Consider the following 16694-nt stretch of genomic DNA (forward strand, 5'->3'; position numbering starts at 1 on the left):
CCCTCCGCCGGACACATGCAACTATACGTTCGAATAATAGTATTAAATGCATGAACGTGAACAAGGCCTACGGTGTTACGCACAAGAACCCATCCCCACCATCGCGCAGCTAGTACCACTGAGATTGTGTGGCTCTTCGTCATGCTCGCGCCCATCCTGGGCGTACCCGCGTGGAGCTCGGCGCTGGTGTGGATTGCGGTGTCATGTATCAGCTTTATCGCCTTTTCCCACGTGGATGGCACGCGCCAACTAGCCTTTGTCTAATCCACGCGACACTGTGGGGACTTATCCACAGGATTTCCCCTAGTTTTGCGCTGCGGATCAGGGTTATCCACAGCTGGCGGCTTTGCGGTTGCCCTACCGATTGAACGTGGGCTGACACCGCCCTAGCGTAGGCGGCATGAACGCACTCGAGACCTACCTCACCGCCCTCGCACCCGGCATGGATATCATCGCCGAGTGCCGCGGGTTATCTGGGGTTAAGCTCATGGAGCGCGGCGCACCCGACGCCATCGCCGCCGACCTGCTCCTTCTGTGCGAAAGCTACTATGGCCGCACCGCCTTTAGCCGGATGCAGCGCCGCGCCATTGCTGATGCCCGCGCCAACGCCCACTCCATTGCCCTTCTCGCAGGCATCGAGCGCGTAGTTAACCGCGCTCCCAGCAAAAAACAGGCGTGGGAACTGCGCGCGGAATGCTGTGCGATGTCTGCGGAGATGAGCACGATCATCAAACACGCTCGGCGCCGGGTGCGCGAGATGAAAAAATCCACGGTCAGCCCCGGCGTGCGCACGTACCGGCGGCCCAATGACTACTGGACGCTCGCCATTACGGGCACCTCCAGCTTTATTGCGGATCTGCAGGGCGCTATTACGGCCACTGATAAAAAACCGCTGCAGGCGGTAGAAGATATCTTCTTCGGTGCCGGCAGCGCCGCGCGTTCCACGGTGGTCACTAATGCCGTCGTGCCGCTGGAGAAATTCATCCGCATCCGCGATGGCCACGGCGATGACGTGCAGCTCGATCTCACCAATGGCGCGACCATGTCCGGTACCGAGTACCTGCGCCGCGTGCTTAACGATGCCGGCTATTCCGCCCCCGGCCCCAGCCCCACTAGCAGCGGCAGCGGTGACAGCGGTAGCGGTCACAGCGACGGTGATAGCAGCGGCAATGGTGACGGCGAAACGGGATATGTCACCCTCGTGCATCCGGTAGAAGGGCCAGTCAACCTCTACCGCACGGCGCGCGTGGCCACCGATAAACAAAGAATGATGGCGGCCGCGGAAAATCCGCGCTGTGCTTGGCCCGGATGCAACCAGCCGGCCGATTTATCCCAAGTTCACCACCTTACAGCCTGGAGCCGCGGCGGGGAGACCAATATGAAAAATCTCGTCGTATGCTGCGCTTACCACAACGGTATCAACGACGACGATCCCCATGCCCCGCCCCGGCGCGGGCGGCTAGAAAGAGTAGGCGGTCGCATCGTCTGGCGGCCACCCGTAACACCCCGCAACTAGCCGCAGGTATGCGAAAAGGCGCTCAAACACTGAGCGCCTCTAACGCATGCCGTTTTGCGGGTTTTACTCCCACTCGATGGTTCCTGGTGGCTTAGAGGTGCAATCCAAAACCACGCGGTTGACATCCTTAACCTCGTTGGTAATACGGGTAGAAATCTTCTCTAGCACGTCATAGGGCAAGCGGGTCCAGTCCGCGGTCATGGCATCCTCGGAAGATACCGGGCGCAGCACAATAGGGTGGCCGTAGGTGCGGCCATCGCCTTGGACGCCGACAGAGCGGACATCGGCAAGCAGCACGACCGGGCACTGCCAAATCTCCTCATCCAAGCCGGCATTGCTCAGCTCAGTGCGGGCAATCAGATCTGCCTGGCGCAGGGTCTCGAGGCGGTCCGCAGTGACCTCACCGATGATGCGGATACCCAGGCCCGGGCCTGGGAAGGGCTGGCGGCCGACGATCTCTTCCGGCAAGCCCAACTCGCGGCCCACCGCGCGCACCTCATCTTTAAAAAGCAGGCGCAGCGGCTCGACGAGCTCGAACTCGACGTCATCCGGCAGGCCGCCAACATTGTGGTGCGACTTAATATTAGCGGTGCCGTCGCCGCCGCCGGATTCAACGACATCTGGATACAAGGTGCCCTGGACAAGGTAGTCAACGGTGGATCCAGCGGGGGCATTTTCTAGCACACCGACCACTGCGCGCTCAAAGGATCGGATGAACTCCGCGCCGATGGCCTTGCGCTTTTCCTCGGGGTCGCGCACGCCAGCGAGCTTCTGAAGGAAGGCGGAGCGTTCGTCAGCGGTGACTAGCTTGGTGCCGGTCGAGGCCACGAAGTCCGTTTCAACCTGCTCGCGCTCGCCCGCGCGCAACAGACCGTGGTCGACGAATACACAGGTCAAGCGGTCGCCGATGGCGCGCTGCACCAATGCCGCAGCCACGGCAGAATCCACGCCGCCGGACAGGCCGCAAATAGCGCGGCCCTCCTCGCCTACTTGAGCGCGAATATCCGCGATGAGCTGCTCAGCGATATTATCGGCGGTCCAGTTCTGCTCCAGACCGGCGATTTCCGTGAGGAAGCGGGTGAGCACTTCTTGGCCGTGCGGCGAGTGCATAACCTCCGGGTGGTACTGCACGCCGGCCATCTGCTTAGCCGGGCACTCCATGGCGGCAACGGGGGCGCCTGCTGAGGTAGCGGTTACTTCGAACCCTTCGGGGGCGGTGGAGACAGCGTCGCCGTGGGACATCCACACCTTGTGCGTGGACTCGAGGCCCTCGTGCAGGATACCGCCCTTGACCTCGATATCGGTGCGGCCGTATTCACGCTCACCGGTAGACGATACGGTACCGCCGAGGATATGATTCATAGCCTGGAAGCCGTAGCAAATACCGAAGACCGGGACGCCAAGCTCCAGCAGCTCAGGCTTGAGCGCTGGGGCACCGTCCGCATAGACAGACGACGGACCGCCGGACAAAATGAGCGCGGCGGGGTTTTTGGCTTTAATTTCTTCGATGGGGGCGGAGTTGGAAACAACCTCGGAGTAGATCTTGGCCTCGCGCACGCGGCGGGCAATAAGCTGCGCGTACTGAGCGCCAAAGTCCACGACGAGAACTGGGCGCGGGGTAGTATTTGGCTTAGTCACGCCCCACAGTCTAGCCCATAGGCCCTGCGGCCCAGGAAGCGCGCCTATGTAAGGCATCGCGGCGGCTTTCGCACCATGGGGTGCGGTCCGCACAAGCAGCGCGGGGTCACACGGTGCGAGGCGCGCCGCGGGTTAATTAATAGCGAACCGCGAGTTCAACCTTCTGGAAGGACTTTAAGTCGGTGTACCCGCACTTTGCGAGTGCACGCCGCAGCGCACCCACGAGATTAGTTTGGCCAAATGGCTCGCTGGACGGGCCGTGCAGGACGGTTTCTAAGCTCGGCGCAGCCGCGGGTGCAGCGTCGCTTGCAGTGAGGAAATCCACATCGAGGGTGGTATCGGCACCAGCAAACTGTGCATATCCGCGCGGGAACCGCGGGTGACCTGCGGTAGCCGGCCAGTACCATCCCTTACCGCCTGCCTCACGAGCCTGGGCAAGAAGGGGACCGAGCGCGACGCTATCGGCGCCACAGGCGAAGGCCTTGGCGATGGTCCCGGAATTATCGAATTCCGCATCCGCAATGATGTGCACGTAACGGCCCTCGGTCTCGTCGAGGTAGTCGCGGCGGGCCGCGGCAGCATCGGCAATGGCGGTGGCCATGGCGGTATCGATACCAACGGTTTCGGCGTTGGTTGTCACGCCCGCGCCCACGATAACGCCGACCGCCCCGGTACGCATCAGGTGCAGCGCGGTGGTGTAATCGGCCACGCCACCGACGATGACGGGTACTTCAAGCGAGCCAATAAATTCTTTCAGGTCCAACGGCTCGCCGCCGGTAGCAACGTGCTCCGCAGACACCAGTGTGCCTTGGATGAACAGTAGCTCGGCACCAGCGGCGATGGCCTTCGGCGCCATCTCGCGAGCATTTTGGGGCGAGACACGCACGGCGACGGTGACACCGGACTCGCGAACTTGGGCAATGCGGGATGCGAGGAGGGCATCGTCAAGCGGGGCGGCGTGCAATTCCTGAATGGTGGAGTTATCGCCCGGTTCGGAATAGATGCGTGCCAAAGCACCGTCGAGATCCTCGTGGCGTCCCCACAGACCTTCGGCGTTGATAACACCGAGCCCGCCCTGCTTGCCCATCTCGATAATGAACTCTGGCGTAGCGAGGGCATCGGTGGGATGCGAAACGAAGGGAGTATCGAAGGTATAGGCATCGATATTCCACGTGGTATCCACGTCCTTGGACGAGCGCGTGCGGCGCTGGGAAACGATGGAGACCTGGTCTAAATCAAAGGTTCGGCGGGCCTCGCGGCCGATGCCGATTTCGGCGTATTCACGCATGTTAATCCTAGCGGTAGTTCGGGGCTTCGGCGATTTGCTGCAGGTGGTGCGGGTGGGATTCCTTTAGGCCCGCGGCCGTAATCTGGACAAACCGTTTGGTCTTGAGCTCATCTAGGGTAGCCGAGCCGGTATAGCCCATGGCCGCGCGCAAGCCGCCGATGATTTGGTGCACGATGGCATCGATCTCGCCGCGGAAGGGAACGCGGCCCTCCACCCCTTCTGGCACTAGCTTGTCTTCGCTGCGTACGTCGGCCTGGAAGTAGCGGTCCTTGGAGTAGGAGCGCTTCTCACCGGAGAGCCCGCGGCCCTGCATGGCGCCCATAGAGCCCATGCCGCGGTAGCGCTTATACTGCTTGCCCTGGTAGACCACGATTTCGCCGGGTGCCTCAGTGGTGCCGGCGAACATGGAGCCCAGCATGACAGTATCGGCACCGGCAGCCAGCGCCTTGGCGATGTCACCGGAGTACTGCATGCCGCCATCGCCAATGATCGGCACGCCCGCAGGGGCGGCCACGGCTGCAGCCTCCATCAGCGCGGTGATCTGCGGCGCGCCGACGCCGGCCACGACGCGGGTCGTGCAGATGGATCCTGGGCCGATGCCAACCTTGATGGCGTCCGCACCAGCGTCGATCATTGCTTGGGCAGCCTCGCGGGTGGCGAGGTTACCGCCAATGACATCAACCTTATCGCCGAAGTCCTTCTTGACGCGAGCGACCATCTCGAGCACGCGGTTATTATGCGCGTGGGCGGAGTCGACGACGAGGGCATCAACGCCGGCATCGACAAGCGCAGCAGCACGCTGATAGGATTCCTCGCCAGTGCCAATACCCGCGGCAACCAGCAGGCGGCCGGAAGCATCCTTTGAGGCGTTGGGGTATTGCTCAGATTTTACGAAATCCTTGACGGTAATAAGGCCACTGAGTTTATTGTCGGCGTCAACAATGGGCAGCTTTTCTACCTTATTAGCCGATAGCAACTCCAGGGCCTCGTCTTTGGACACGCCCTCGTGCGCGACGACGAGCGGCATCGCGGTCATGACATCACTGACCTTGCGGTTAAAGTCCGGCTCAAAACGCATATCGCGGTTAGTGCAAATGCCCAGCAAGGTGCCGTCCCCATCCACGACAGGCAGGCCGGAAATGCGGAAGCGGGCGCACAGTGCGTCGACCTCGCCGATGGTCATCTCCGGTCGGGCGGTGACCGGGTCCGTGACCATGCCGGACTCGGAGCGTTTGACGATTTCCACTTGCTCAGCCTGCGCTTGTGCGGAAAGGTTGCGGTGTAGCACACCGATTCCGCCTTGGCGCGCCATGGCAATGGCCATGCGGGCCTCGGTTACGGTATCCATCGCTGCGGATGCCAACGGCACGCCTAGGCGAATGTTGCGGGTAAATTGCGCGCCGGTATCGACTTCAGAAGGCACGATATTAGACTCGGCAGGCAAAAGAAGCACGTCATCGAAGGTCAAGCCGCGCAGGGCTACTTTGTTCGGGTCATCTCCACCAGTAGGAATAGGGTAATCGCTCATCGAGGTATCTCCTTTAACAGGTTCAGCGGCTACCCCAACTGTAGTGCGTGCCCGGCCCATGGCACCATTCAGGCTAGGGGCTAATTGCCTTAAGCGGGCAAGTTCAATAGGCTCGCAGGCGTGAACTTCTTCGCCAATATGCCCCGCGATCCTTTTGCGGATGATCCGAATGACCCCGCCTCCTTCTTGGAGGAAGACGAGCAGGTCATGCCGCTTTCTGAGGAAGACCGCCTTGCCCTCATCCACGATCTAGCCCTGGTAGAGAAATTCGCAACCGTGCTCGGCCCGCGCGGAATCGATGGCGTCTTTTTCTTGTGTGAAGATTGCCAGGAAAACCACTTCTACGAGTGGGATATTATGGCTGCTAATATGCGCGCCACGCTGGCTGGCGAGCTCGCCCCAGTGCACGAGCCGGGGGCGGAGCCAGACCCACGCCGATACGTGCCGTGGGACTACGCGCTGGGCTACGTGGACGGCTTCGAGGGCCACTAGGCGTTTAGTACGCCCCTCGCTACTCGGAGCCGGGCTCCACCTGGGTACTTGTGGCGGGTGCCTCTTCAGGCTCGCGCATTTCCGGCTGCGGGTTCGCCGGCGCCTGCTCCGTTACCAGTACGGTGGAGGTCTGGTACTGCGTCTCCGTCACGGTCTTCGGCGCCGACTCGGGCTTGACCTGCTGCTGGCTCGATACAGTTTCGGTGACGGTTGCTGTCACGGTTACGGGTTTCGGGCGGGCAGAACGCTTCTTTTCGGCCTCTTCCTTAGCGGTAATGGCGTTTTCTTCCTTGCTTTCGGCGTTTTCGAGTTTGGCGCGGGCTTCTTTCATAAGTTCGCGCGCACCTTCAATATCTCCCTCTGCCGCGCGGGATTCCATCTCGTCTAAGGTGCTAGCCAGCTCCACATTACGAGTTTCATCTGGGCGATCAAACAGGCCGGAATTAGCCATGACCCCTCCCGCGCCGGCGAGGATCACGGTGGCGGCGGCCGCGCCGATGAGTCCATGCATGACGGGGCGATTGCGCCGACGAGAGCGCACCTTATCGAGGCTGATGATTTCCGGTTCGTCTTCCACCCCGTCCACGCGCGGGGCCGGCGGCATCTGCTTATCGATGTCCCCTTTCAGCCCTAGCAGCAGCCCAGCGAGCTCATCGCACCCGTGGGAAGGATCCTTACCCTGCGACAGCTCGGTAAGGAATACATCATCATCTACCAGGGGCTGGAGCTGCTCCGTCAGGTCATCGTTATTCTTTTTGGAATGTCTGGAGGCCATGATGGTATCTGTCCCTCCTTCCTTTCTTAGGGTTTAAGCATGCTGCTAGAACGTAAATTACGGCTTTAGCTCTCGTACGCTACTGCTTGCCCGAGAGCCTTTCGCAATTGTGCGAGAGCTCGGTGCTGTGCGACGCGAACCGCACCCGGGGTCGATCCCACAATTTCGGCGGTTTCTTCCGCCGAAAGACCAACGAACACGCGCAGAATAACGATGTTTTTTGCCTTGTCACTTAAGGTATCGAGCAAGACGCGCATTCTGTTACTACCATCATTTTCCAGCGCCCATTCCTCGGGAGTCGCCTCGTTTGTGGAGTTTTCTGGAAGCTCTTCGGTGGGCGTGGAGCGATCCCGGCTCATAGCGCGGTGGGCATCGGTGACCTTATGAAAAGCGATGCCATAAACATAGGCCATGAAAGGCCGACCCTTATCTTCATAGGAATCGATAGATGTGGCAATAGCAAGGCAGATTTCCTGGGTCACGTCTTCTGCGGTGGGCTGGTAACCACCACCGATACGCGCACGGCAATAGCGCAGCACCTGCGGATGAATAATGTGCAGGATAGATTGCAGTGCGCGGCGGCTTCCCGCAGCGGCCAGCGGGACGAGATCCGCTAGCTCTTTATCGTTATCGCTCACGAGTGCACCCTCTGCAGACTTTTACATCGATATTCAACCATATTTCCCCTGGGGCACTGAATGCAAAGAGACTACTACGTTGCACACCAGCAAACCGGCAGGGCGACTCGCGGTAACGCTCTTGCTGGGCGGTGCCACCGTGAAACGAAGGGTGAGACGAGCGGTGAAAGCAAGTTATGCCTGCGGTTGTACTGGATCCACAACAGGATTTATTCCCTCTACACGCCAGGGAGAGGAAAATTCATAATTCGTTAACCTTAGTCATTATTGCAGGTAAATGGGCACTGACGCGCCCCTTAAAGGGAGACAATACCGGGAAGTTGAATACTAGTAACCCTATGTTTACACAGACACGACACACTACGAATCGTTGCGGTTCTCGGATTACTCTCCACTGGCCGCCAACCTAAAAAATTCTCGTTCTGCTAAAGGAGCTTAAGTAACGTGTCTCAGCCCAAGTCTCTTCTCGGACCTACCGCAGATTTATGGGATTGGCAGTTGCAAGGTGCGTGCCGCGGTGAAAACTCGGATGTGTTTTATCATCCAGACGGAGAACGTGGCCGCGCCCGCGCCCAGCGCGAAAACCACGCCAAGGCCATTTGTAATTCTTGCCCAGTTATTGAGATTTGCCGCGAACATGCCCTTCGTTCGGCAGAACCGTATGGCGTATGGGGCGGAATGAGCGAGTCTGAGCGCGTCGTGGCACTACGCAATCGCCGCCGCGCAACGGTCAACGCCTAACCCCCTACCCCGCGCCATTGCGCTGCAGGAGCGTGCCCGGCGGCTGAATAGACCACCAGGCTTAGCTCCCCTTTGGCTTTAGGCAGCGGAGATTAACAGCGCGCCCATGCTATGAGCATTTTCCTGCTGACACTTTTAGGTACGGCCGCCAGAGGGGTTCTGCCGGAATCTGAGACGCCGTTAAAGATAGTCCGCTAGCACTGGGCCATGTCAACCGCGGCATCGCACAGCTTCTTATTCCTGCACGGTTCACGTACAACCCAGAAGCCCGCCACGCCCTCCCCAACGAAGAGAGAAGGCGTGGCGGGTTATGGGCTAGGTTAAGCGCAGGAATTAGTGGTGATGACCGTGACCGGTCTCAGCATTGTTGTCGTTCTGCGGCTTTTCCACCACGGATGCCTCGGTGGTAAGAACCATGCGGGCAACGGAGGCGGCATTAACCACGGCGGAGTGGGTTACCTTCACGGGATCGATAATGCCGTTATCGATGAGGTTGCCGTACTCCAGAGAGCTGGCGTTAAAGCCTTCACCGTTGGCCATCTCAGATACGCGGGAGACGATAACAGAACCATCGAGTCCGGCGTTTTCTGCGATCCAGAATGCCGGGCGGGTTAGTGCGCGGGCAACGGCGAGAACGCCGACCTTGGCCTCACCCTCGAAGTCCTGGGCAAAGGTCTCGAGTTCCTTGGAGATCTGCACCAGCACGGAACCGCCGCCGGCGATGACGCCCTCTTCTACCGCTGCACGCGCGGCGTTGATGGCGTCCTCGACGCGCAGCTTGCGCTCGTTGACCTCGGTCTCGGTTGCGGCACCGACGCGGATAACGGCAACGCCGCCGGAGAGCTTGGCCAAGCGCTCTTCGAGCTTTTCCTTATCCCACGTGGAGTCGGTGCGGGCGATGTCACCGCGGATCTGTTCACGGCGATCGTCGAGGGCTGCGGCGCTGCCGCCTCCATCGACAAGCACGGTATCGTCCTTGGTAATAGTCACGCGGCGTGCAGAGCCTAATACCTCGAGGCCGACCTCGTTCAGGTTGACGCCCACCTCAGGGTCCACCACGGTGGCGCCGGTAACTACGGCCAGATCATCCATGAAGCCCTTGCGGCGCTCGCCAAAGTACGGTGCCTTTACAGCGGCGACCTTCAGGACCTTGCGGATGGAGTTGACTACGAGCGCCTGCAGCGGCTCGCCTTCAACGTCTTCCGCGATGATGAGGGTCGGGCGGCTGGTTTCCGCGATCTTTTCCAGCAGCGGCAAGAAGTCCGGCAGGGAAGAAATCTTGTTGCGGACGAGCAAAATAGCGGCATCATCAAGCACAGCGTGGTTGGTCTCTTCCTCCGTAGCGAAGTACGGGGAAAGGTAGCCCTTGTCAAAGGAAATACCTTCGGTGACATCCACGGTAGAGTCCATGGTCTGGGACTCCTCGACGGTGACGACGCCGTCCTTGCCCACCTTTTCCATGGCGCCGGCAACCATCTCGCCGACCTCCGGATCACGGGAGGACACGGTGGCTACCTGCGCGATTTCGGAAGCGGAGTTGACCGGGGTGGCGCGTGCCTTGAGCTCCTCAACGACTTTTTCTGCCGCCGCGGAAATGCCGCGGTTGAGCTCAATTGGGTTAGCGCCGGCTGCAACGTTGCGCAGGCCCTCAAAGATGAGCGCCTGGGCCAGCAAGGTCGCGGTGGTGGTACCGTCGCCGGCGATGTCGTTGGTCTTGACCGCAACGGACTTAACTAGCTGCGCGCCGAGATTCTCGAAGGGCTCCTCAACATCGATATCGCGGGCGATGGTTACGCCGTCATTGGTAACGGTCGGGCCGCCGAAGGCCTTGGACAAAACGACGTTGCGGCCGCGCGGGCCGAGGGTGACCTTGACGGCATCAGCCAGCGTATCGACGCCGCGCTGAATTCCCTCGCGGGCTTCTTGGTCGAATGCAATCAGCTTTGCCATAAGTAGTTCCTACTTCTCGATGATGGCGAGGATGTCGCGCTGGCTCAGCAGCAAGTACTCTTCGCCGTCGTACTTCAGCTCGGTGCCGCCGTAGCGGGAGAAGACAACGGTGTCGCCTTCCTTCACGTCCATGGGGATGCGGTCATCGTCATCTTCCCAGCGGCCCGGGCCGACGGCGATAACGGTTGCTTCCTGCGGCTTTTCCTTTGCGGAGTCCGGGATAACCAGGCCGGATGCGGTGGTGGATTCTGCTTCTACGATCTGTACGAGGACGCGGTCCTCAAGCGGCTTAATAGTTGCCATGATGTTTCCTCCGTATTGTTCGTTTGCGCACCTTAATGGCGCGCGCGTGCCGGTTGTGGATGTCCAGCACAGCCGTCGTCGCGGGTGAACAACTGTGGGTCAAACAACCTGATTAGCACTCTACCCTCGTGACTGCTAACCCTCAACAACGACGCGACCTCTGCTGCCGAGCCACGCTACGGCGCCAAGTGTGTCAGGGACACCACGTGCACTCCGCTCGGATGCCAAAAGCTCAGGTTTCCTCCCGTCACGATCATCAAGACCGGCGGAACTTCCCACTCAAAACGCTGCGCGAAGGCCTGCAAATTGCTTACCGCCTCCTCAATAATCTCTTGGCTTTGCCCCAATTTAATTTCTACGAAGACGGTTCTGCCTGCCAGCTCAAATACCGCATCTACTTCCAGCCCAGAGGCGTCACGGGCGTGAAAAATACGCTTCCCACTGAGCACCGCCAGGTCATGGACTACCTGGGATTCAAAAAGCTGTCCGGCAAAGGCAAGGTTGCGCAGTAACTTATCTGGGGACGCGTCCACGGCAGCAGCCGCCAATGCCGGATCCGCCAGATGCCTCTTCGGTGCCGTTCGCAGGCTAGCCCGGGAGCGAAGATGAGAGGACCATGCCAATTGTTCTTCCACGATGAAGATGCGCTGCAACGCGGCAAGGTACTCGCTGACCGTAGCCCTTTGCGCGCCAATATCTGTAGCAATAGAAGAAATGGACTGTTCTGTGGCTACCCCACGGGCAAGCGAACGAATAAGTGTCGTTACTTTTACCGGGTCCCTTCGCACACCATCGGCGGCGGTGATATCCACGTGGGTCACGGTATCGATATAACTGCGCAGGTTCTCTTGCGCCGCCTCGACGGAATAATTCCGGTTAGCGGGCCAGCCGCCATGCGCCATGCGCGTAATGATCCCTGCAACATCTACAACCGTCTCCCCATTCGTCTGCGGGGATTCCTGAGCTACCAATTCGGCTAATGATACTGCGCCATTAGAATGCCCGGACTCATAAAAACTGAAGGTCTTCATTCGCAGCCTAGCTATGCGCCCCGCGCCCGAGTGCCTAGATTGTTCCTCCATTGGCGCAGTCGACCCAGTAAGAATGAACTGCCCGGGTGCTTGCCGGCGGTCAATTTCATGCCGCACCAAGTTCCACAACTGCGGTTTTTCTTGCCACTCATCAAAAACTCGCGGCGTATCCCCCTCCAACGCCAAATCTGGGACGGTGCTGAGCTGCATGTCGAGGTTTAAATCCGTATCCACCTGGACAAGACTGCCCGCAATTTGCCGAGCGGTCGCGGATTTCCCACAGCCCTTTGGGCCTTCTATCAACACTCCACCGGACCGCTGCAGGGCTCCATGAAGCCGCGAATCTTCTACTCGCGGAAGATACACATAGCCTTCTTGCCCAGTCATTTTAAACCTATCCATCAGTTTGAGCGCGTTCTACCCATCAGAATATCAGAGTTTCATCCATCAGTTTAAGCGCGTTCTACCCATCAGAATATCGGCGATTCATCCATCAGTTTGTGCGGATCTGGGCGGTTGAGCGCAGGAATCCCGCAAGAATGAGCTTGACGGCGCACAGCGCAAGAAACATTGCGCCAAAAATTAGGCCGAATGGCGCCCACCACACCCCGGCGAGGCCCTCCCACAGCGCGCCCATCCCGGAATGAGAATCGGCCTGCAGCAGCTGGTTGAGCAGCATCACTACCGTTGCGCTCAAGGCAATGACTATCGCCGCAGCGGTAACGGTCAGGCAAAAGGCTTCTCCCACCTGCACCCGTGCCCACGCCGCCGGTGAGGCGCCCGCCAACCGCAGGCCGCGTACATCGTTGGCGATGCGCGAGCGCATGATGAGTGAGGTCAGCACCGCACCAACGATGCTCGGGGCAACGACAGGGCCGAGAAATGCCGCGAAGACTCGCCCCGATGACAAGGTGTCGAGGCTTTCCGTACCCTTGAACATCATCACCCCAGAGCCCACCGCGACGATCAGGCCACCGAGCAGCACCCACGGCACGATATGGGGAACGGAAAAGCGGCGGCGCACCCGCACATTGGCCCCGGCGATGCCGCACAGGCGCGTCCATTGGTCCAGGGCGGGCATCAGCCACGGCGTCATGAGTGCCACCAGGATGACTAGCCCCATGGAAGCGGCGAGGCTATCGCCCGGATCCTCTATCTGCAGGCAGCCGTACACGGTACCGCCTACCAAACCTGCGGCCACAAGGCAGCGCAGCACTACCCACACCGGGCGCGGTTCCACTCGCGGGCGAAAGACCCGGCGCAGCGGTATGAGGGCACCGCAGACCGCCGATGCCACGCACACGTCCACGGCGATGCGGATGACCAGCGGGGTAATGGCCAATTCCGGCATGGGAATCTTGTCGCTGCGAAAGGCCGCGGCCATGGGCTCGACAAACAGGCGCGCCGGGAAAGTCCCGATGAGCGCCGCGATAGCGCTTACCGCACTGACCTGCCCCACGATGAAGCTATTGATCATCCACCCGGGCATGCCAATCATGCGCCACGAGCGGTAGACGGGTTCGCGTTCCTCAATGATCAGCCGCATCTGCGACAACGTAATCAACACGACGGCACAGACCGCCATGCCCAGCACGGTACCACCGAGAGGCCCCGTGGGATCATCGTCCGCGTCCGAGGTGGCTACCAGCATCGATACCGCCAGCGCGCACGCGGCCGATGAGACCACCATGGTCAGCGCAACGGCAAGCCAGGATAGCCAATTGCTTTGTAAATCCTTGAGCCACACCAGCATGGTTGGCCTCCTGGAGCTCAATGATGCGGTCGGCGGCCTCCGCGGCAAGGCGCGAGTGGGTCACCATGACCACCGCGGCCCCGCCCCGTGCGGCGGTGCGGAGATGGGTGAGGACGAGCTGGGCGGTGGCATCGTCAAGCGCGCCCGTAGGCTCATCAGCAAAGATATACGGCGCACCGGCCAGCAAGGCGCGCGCAACGGCAACGCGCTGCTGCTGGCCGCCGGAAAGCTGCGCGGGCAGGCGGCGCTCCAGCCCGTCAAGTCCCAGAGACGCAAAGGTTTTCTGCACCTCCTCGCGGGTGCAGCGCCGGCCGGAAAAGTGCGCGGTCAACGTGGCATTTTTGCGGGCGTTGAGCGATTCCAGCAGGTTATAGTCCTGGAATACGAAGGCGCGCTCCGTGCGGCCTGGCGCGTTAACTGTGCCAGAACTGGGCTTATCCAGCCCGGAAAGCAGGTTCAACAGCGTGGTCTTGCCGCTACCGGATGGCCCCATAATCGCGACAAATTCCCCCGGCTCGATGCTTAAGTTCACCTCGGCAAGTGCAGGATGGGTGCCGTAGCGCTTGCTCAGATTCTGTGCTTTTAACATGCCTCCCATTCCACCGGTCACGTCCCACACGCGCGATGGGGAAGGCTGCCCAGAAAATAGTGGAGCTAACTCTACTGCCACCACCCCGGCGCGGCGGCTAGGCTGAACAGATATGCGAACTGTCAAGGCCAATGCGTGGAGCCTCGTCCTCGGTGTGCTCGCGCTTCCGGGACTGGTGGTCTCCGTACTCATGCTGCCGTGGATTCCGCTGGTAGCCCGCGCCGCGGAGTTTATCGGCCGCTGTGGTGCGAGGTGGATGGGCGTTGATATTCCCCCGCGACGGGCCAACCGTTGGTTTGATTGGCAGCAGTTTTACCACCTCCTACTGCAACTTCTTATTTGCGTGGCCTGCTTTGCCAACTGGGTCTTTGTCGGTTTTGTCGCGGGCGTACTGGTTACCGCGCCGTTTATTCCGCAGGCCGAGTTCAACGTCGGCGAGTGGACCACCGATAATCGCCCATTGATTTTTGTCGTGTGCTGGCTCGCGGCCACCGTGCTCTTCGTCCTACTGGTGGTGCTCAACCGCCTGCTGGTCAAGGCCTCCATTTCTTTGACCTGGCTCGCGCTGAGCCCTTCTGCGCAGGAGTTGGCGGCCTCGCGCGCCACTCTTATTGATGCCTTTTCGGGCGAGCGCCGCCGCATCGAGCGCGAGCTCCACGACGGTCCGCAGCAGTACCTGACCGCGCTCAAGCTCAACCTGGCGGCGGCCAAGCTGCAGGCCCCGCCCGAGGCTCAGCAGGTGCTTGCCGATGCCGAACACAACGCCACCCATGCCCTATCCGCCCTGCGTGCTACCGTGCGTGGCATTGCACCACAGGTGCTTTTCGATGACGGCCTCATCCCCGCACTCGATGAGCTCTTAGCCCACAGCGGGCTCGACGCGGAATTGCACGTCGATGGCGCGGAACGCTCCATTGAGGAAACGACAGCGCTACTGGCCTACCACACGGTAGCAGAGGCACTAACCAACGCATCCACCCACGGCGGGGCCACCGCCGCCACCGTGTCCATCTCTTTTGGCGACGATCTTCGCCTGAGTGTCCACGATAACGGCACCGGCGACCTCTCCGAAGGAGGAGTCCCTAGTGCGTCCGGCCCCGCGCATTCCCGTGTCGGCACTGGTACCCGCGCCGATACGGGTGGCGAAGCGACTAGCGCAAAGACCACGGGGGCGACTGCGGGCACTGGGTTGGCCGGGCTGCACGAGCGGGCAGCGGCACTAGGAGGCAGCGTCGACTTCTTCCCTGCTCACACAGAGGGACAAGGAGCAACCTTAACCATGTCACTACCGCTAAAGGAGGCCCGATGAAACTCTTATTGGCAGAGGATTCTGCCCTCTTGCGCGCCGGGCTAGAACAGCTTCTGACGGTACTGGGCCATAGCGTAACCGCCGTCAACGATGCCGAGGAATTGCGCGCCTGCGCGGGCAGTGATGACTTCGATCTGATCATTAGCGATGTCCGCATGCCGCCTACCATGAATGATGATGGGCTGTGTGCCGTGCACGATGTGCGGGCGGCAGACCCGTCGCAGCCGGTGGTCGTGCTCAGCCAGTACGTGGCGGCGAGCTACTTAGACCGACTCTTAGAGCACGGCGGATTCGGCTACCTGCTCAAAGAGCGCGTATCTGATGTGGACGAATTCGTGCACACCCTCGAGGAAGTGGCGGGCGGCGGTACCGTCGTCGACCCAGAAGTGGTCACCGCCCTGCTATCCGCGCGGCGCACGGGGCTGAGCCAATTAACCGCCCGTGAACGCGAGGTTTTGGGGCTCATGGCACAAGGTTTGAGCAATCAAGAAATTGAAGACGCGCTGGTATTAACCGCAGGGGCGGTAAGCAAACATGTGTCCAATATTTTTCTCAAACTCGGATTTCGGCCCGAGGATGCCAACCGCCGCGTCAAGGCCGTGCTGATGTGGCTGCGCCACACCGAGCGTTAAAGGCGTGCTTATGCGCTCTTCGTGGAGTTGATGACCGCAGCGCGCCAGAGCGTGTACTCGTCGGGGAAATCCTCGCGGTAGTTTTTCACCGCGCGGATGCCGCGCTCGACGGAAGCGATGACCTCGTCGATGGAGTCCTCCACACCCTCTGCATCTACGAAGATGACCGGGCCGCTGATAGCGCGGATGGGATCTTGCAAAAAGGCGGAGTTTCCCGTGTCTGCGGCATTGCGCGCTAAGGAAGCCACCGGATTGGGATCGGCACCTTCCTGCTTGGCCTCTGGGTTGTAGAGCGCGGCGTAAGTTGTGCCATCATCCTGAAATACGACAGAGACGCGACCCTCGATGGTGCCGCCCAAGAACTGATTGGCGTGTTCTAATTCGAACTCGATTTTTCGGCACGTGAGATCGGGATTGACGAGGAAACCAACGGTCATAAGAGAAAGCTCCTTTAAAGCCGAGAGGGCGTGAACGCGTTAAAGATTACCGCTGACTCCGCTACCCCGCAGTG

The 16694-nt window shown here is 60.4% G+C and carries 16 protein-coding genes and 1 pseudogene; 6 read left to right on the forward strand and 11 right to left on the reverse strand.

Annotated features, from left to right (window positions below; genetic code table 11):
- Positions 1 to 72 precede the first annotated feature (72 nt).
- Together D9V82_RS12145 and D9V82_RS01120 are read left to right on the forward strand one after the other, a co-directional pair.
- Positions 73 to 264, forward strand: a complete 192-nt coding sequence (locus tag D9V82_RS12145; RefSeq protein WP_167449694.1) for a hypothetical protein — start codon at positions 73 to 75, stop codon at positions 262 to 264.
- Between the two features lie 136 nt (positions 265 to 400).
- Positions 401 to 1516, forward strand: a complete 1116-nt coding sequence (locus D9V82_RS01120; protein WP_121910565.1) for an HNH endonuclease signature motif containing protein — start codon at positions 401 to 403, stop codon at positions 1514 to 1516.
- Between the two features lie 63 nt (positions 1517 to 1579).
- Here D9V82_RS01120 and guaA read toward each other — a convergent pair whose 3' ends face one another.
- From guaA to guaB, 3 genes are all read right to left on the reverse strand, one after another.
- Entirely contained in the window at positions 1580 to 3154 is a 1575-nt protein-coding gene (gene guaA / locus D9V82_RS01125) for a glutamine-hydrolyzing GMP synthase (protein WP_204084073.1), read from the reverse strand.
- A 136-nt stretch (positions 3155 to 3290) separates the two neighbouring features.
- A complete protein-coding gene (locus D9V82_RS01130; protein ID WP_121910566.1) occupies positions 3291 to 4442 on the reverse strand; it encodes a GuaB3 family IMP dehydrogenase-related protein in 1152 nt (383 codons plus the stop codon).
- A gap of 7 nt (positions 4443 to 4449) precedes the next feature.
- Positions 4450 to 5970, reverse strand: coding sequence for an IMP dehydrogenase (gene guaB, locus D9V82_RS01135; RefSeq protein WP_121910567.1), 1521 nt, complete (start codon positions 5968 to 5970; stop codon positions 4450 to 4452).
- A gap of 120 nt (positions 5971 to 6090) precedes the next feature.
- On the opposite strand from guaB, the gene D9V82_RS01140 reads away from it, so the two are divergent.
- The gene (locus D9V82_RS01140) at positions 6091 to 6462 is read left to right on the forward strand and encodes a DUF5319 domain-containing protein (RefSeq protein ID WP_121910568.1); all 372 of its coding nucleotides are present in this window, start codon (positions 6091 to 6093) and stop codon (positions 6460 to 6462) included.
- Between the two features lie 19 nt (positions 6463 to 6481).
- Here D9V82_RS01140 and D9V82_RS01145 read toward each other — a convergent pair whose 3' ends face one another.
- The gene (locus D9V82_RS01145; RefSeq protein ID WP_121910569.1) at positions 6482 to 7237 is read right to left on the reverse strand and encodes a hypothetical protein; all 756 of its coding nucleotides are present in this window, start codon (positions 7235 to 7237) and stop codon (positions 6482 to 6484) included.
- Positions 7238 to 7302: 65 nt separating this feature from the next.
- Entirely contained in the window at positions 7303 to 7875 is a 573-nt protein-coding gene (locus tag D9V82_RS01150) for a sigma-70 family RNA polymerase sigma factor (protein WP_121910570.1), read from the reverse strand.
- Between the two features lie 444 nt (positions 7876 to 8319).
- Between D9V82_RS01150 and D9V82_RS01155 the strand changes: the two genes are divergently transcribed.
- Entirely contained in the window at positions 8320 to 8616 is a 297-nt protein-coding gene (locus tag D9V82_RS01155) for a WhiB family transcriptional regulator (RefSeq protein WP_121910571.1), read from the forward strand.
- A gap of 333 nt (positions 8617 to 8949) precedes the next feature.
- Here the strand turns inward: D9V82_RS01155 and groL are convergent, their stop codons facing one another.
- The 5 genes and pseudogenes from groL to D9V82_RS01180 all read right to left on the reverse strand — a co-directional run.
- Positions 8950 to 10566 carry a chaperonin GroEL gene (gene groL / locus D9V82_RS01160; RefSeq protein WP_121910572.1) on the reverse strand — a complete coding sequence of 539 codons (1617 nt, stop codon included), beginning with the start codon at positions 10564 to 10566 and terminating at the stop codon, positions 8950 to 8952.
- 9 nt (positions 10567 to 10575) lie between these two features.
- Positions 10576 to 10869 (reverse strand): co-chaperone GroES, encoded by a 294-nt coding sequence (groES, locus tag D9V82_RS01165; RefSeq protein WP_005277188.1) that lies wholly within the window; start codon positions 10867 to 10869, stop codon positions 10576 to 10578.
- Between the two features lie 176 nt (positions 10870 to 11045).
- The gene (locus D9V82_RS01170; protein WP_234456932.1) at positions 11046 to 12287 is read right to left on the reverse strand and encodes an ATP-binding protein; all 1242 of its coding nucleotides are present in this window, start codon (positions 12285 to 12287) and stop codon (positions 11046 to 11048) included.
- 106 nt (positions 12288 to 12393) lie between these two features.
- Entirely contained in the window at positions 12394 to 13653 is a 1260-nt protein-coding gene (locus D9V82_RS01175; protein WP_121910574.1) for an FtsX-like permease family protein, read from the reverse strand.
- Positions 13640 to 14242 (reverse strand): annotated as a pseudogene (locus D9V82_RS01180) (ABC transporter ATP-binding protein); the annotation flags it as partial. The gene D9V82_RS01175 and the pseudogene D9V82_RS01180, both read right to left, overlap by 14 nt.
- 112 nt (positions 14243 to 14354) lie before the next feature.
- Here D9V82_RS01180 and D9V82_RS01185 point away from each other — a divergent pair.
- Both D9V82_RS01185 and D9V82_RS01190 read left to right on the forward strand, forming a co-directional pair.
- The gene (locus tag D9V82_RS01185; protein WP_121910575.1) at positions 14355 to 15551 is read left to right on the forward strand and encodes a sensor histidine kinase; all 1197 of its coding nucleotides are present in this window, start codon (positions 14355 to 14357) and stop codon (positions 15549 to 15551) included.
- Positions 15548 to 16183: a response regulator gene (locus D9V82_RS01190; protein WP_121910576.1), complete on the forward strand. Its 636-nt coding sequence runs from the start codon at positions 15548 to 15550 to the stop codon at positions 16181 to 16183. Before D9V82_RS01185 ends, D9V82_RS01190 begins: the two co-directional genes overlap by 4 nt.
- Before the next feature lie 8 nt (positions 16184 to 16191).
- On the opposite strand, the gene D9V82_RS01195 is transcribed toward D9V82_RS01190, so the two are convergent.
- Positions 16192 to 16620, reverse strand: a complete 429-nt coding sequence (locus D9V82_RS01195; RefSeq protein ID WP_121910577.1) for a hypothetical protein — start codon at positions 16618 to 16620, stop codon at positions 16192 to 16194.
- Positions 16621 to 16694 lie beyond the last annotated feature (74 nt).

It is taken from the genome of Corynebacterium macginleyi, from assembly GCF_003688935.1.
GTDB classification, from domain to species: Bacteria; Actinomycetota; Actinomycetes; order Mycobacteriales; family Mycobacteriaceae; genus Corynebacterium; species Corynebacterium macginleyi.

Bases quoted from the DNA above. Each gene is read 5' to 3' on its own strand.
- D9V82_RS01170 (WP_234456932.1), bottom strand. From the start codon at position 12,287: ATGACTGGGCAAGAAGGCTATGTGTATCTTCCGCGAGTAGAAGATTCG.
- D9V82_RS01195 (WP_121910577.1), bottom strand. From the start codon at position 16,620: ATGACCGTTGGTTTCCTCGTCAATCCCGATCTCACGTGCCGAAAAATC.
- D9V82_RS01130 (WP_121910566.1), bottom strand. From the start codon at position 4,442: ATGCGTGAATACGCCGAAATCGGCATCGGCCGCGAGGCCCGCCGAACC.
- D9V82_RS01120 (WP_121910565.1), top strand. From the start codon at position 401: ATGAACGCACTCGAGACCTACCTCACCGCCCTCGCACCCGGCATGGAT.
- D9V82_RS01175 (WP_121910574.1), bottom strand. From the start codon at position 13,653: ATGCTGGTGTGGCTCAAGGATTTACAAAGCAATTGGCTATCCTGGCTT.
- groES (WP_005277188.1), bottom strand. From the start codon at position 10,869: ATGGCAACTATTAAGCCGCTTGAGGACCGCGTCCTCGTACAGATCGTA.
- guaB (WP_121910567.1), bottom strand. From the start codon at position 5,970: ATGAGCGATTACCCTATTCCTACTGGTGGAGATGACCCGAACAAAGTA.
- D9V82_RS01145 (WP_121910569.1), bottom strand. From the start codon at position 7,237: ATGGCCTCCAGACATTCCAAAAAGAATAACGATGACCTGACGGAGCAG.
- groL (WP_121910572.1), bottom strand. From the start codon at position 10,566: ATGGCAAAGCTGATTGCATTCGACCAAGAAGCCCGCGAGGGAATTCAG.
- D9V82_RS01190 (WP_121910576.1), top strand. From the start codon at position 15,548: ATGAAACTCTTATTGGCAGAGGATTCTGCCCTCTTGCGCGCCGGGCTA.
- D9V82_RS01185 (WP_121910575.1), top strand. From the start codon at position 14,355: ATGCGAACTGTCAAGGCCAATGCGTGGAGCCTCGTCCTCGGTGTGCTC.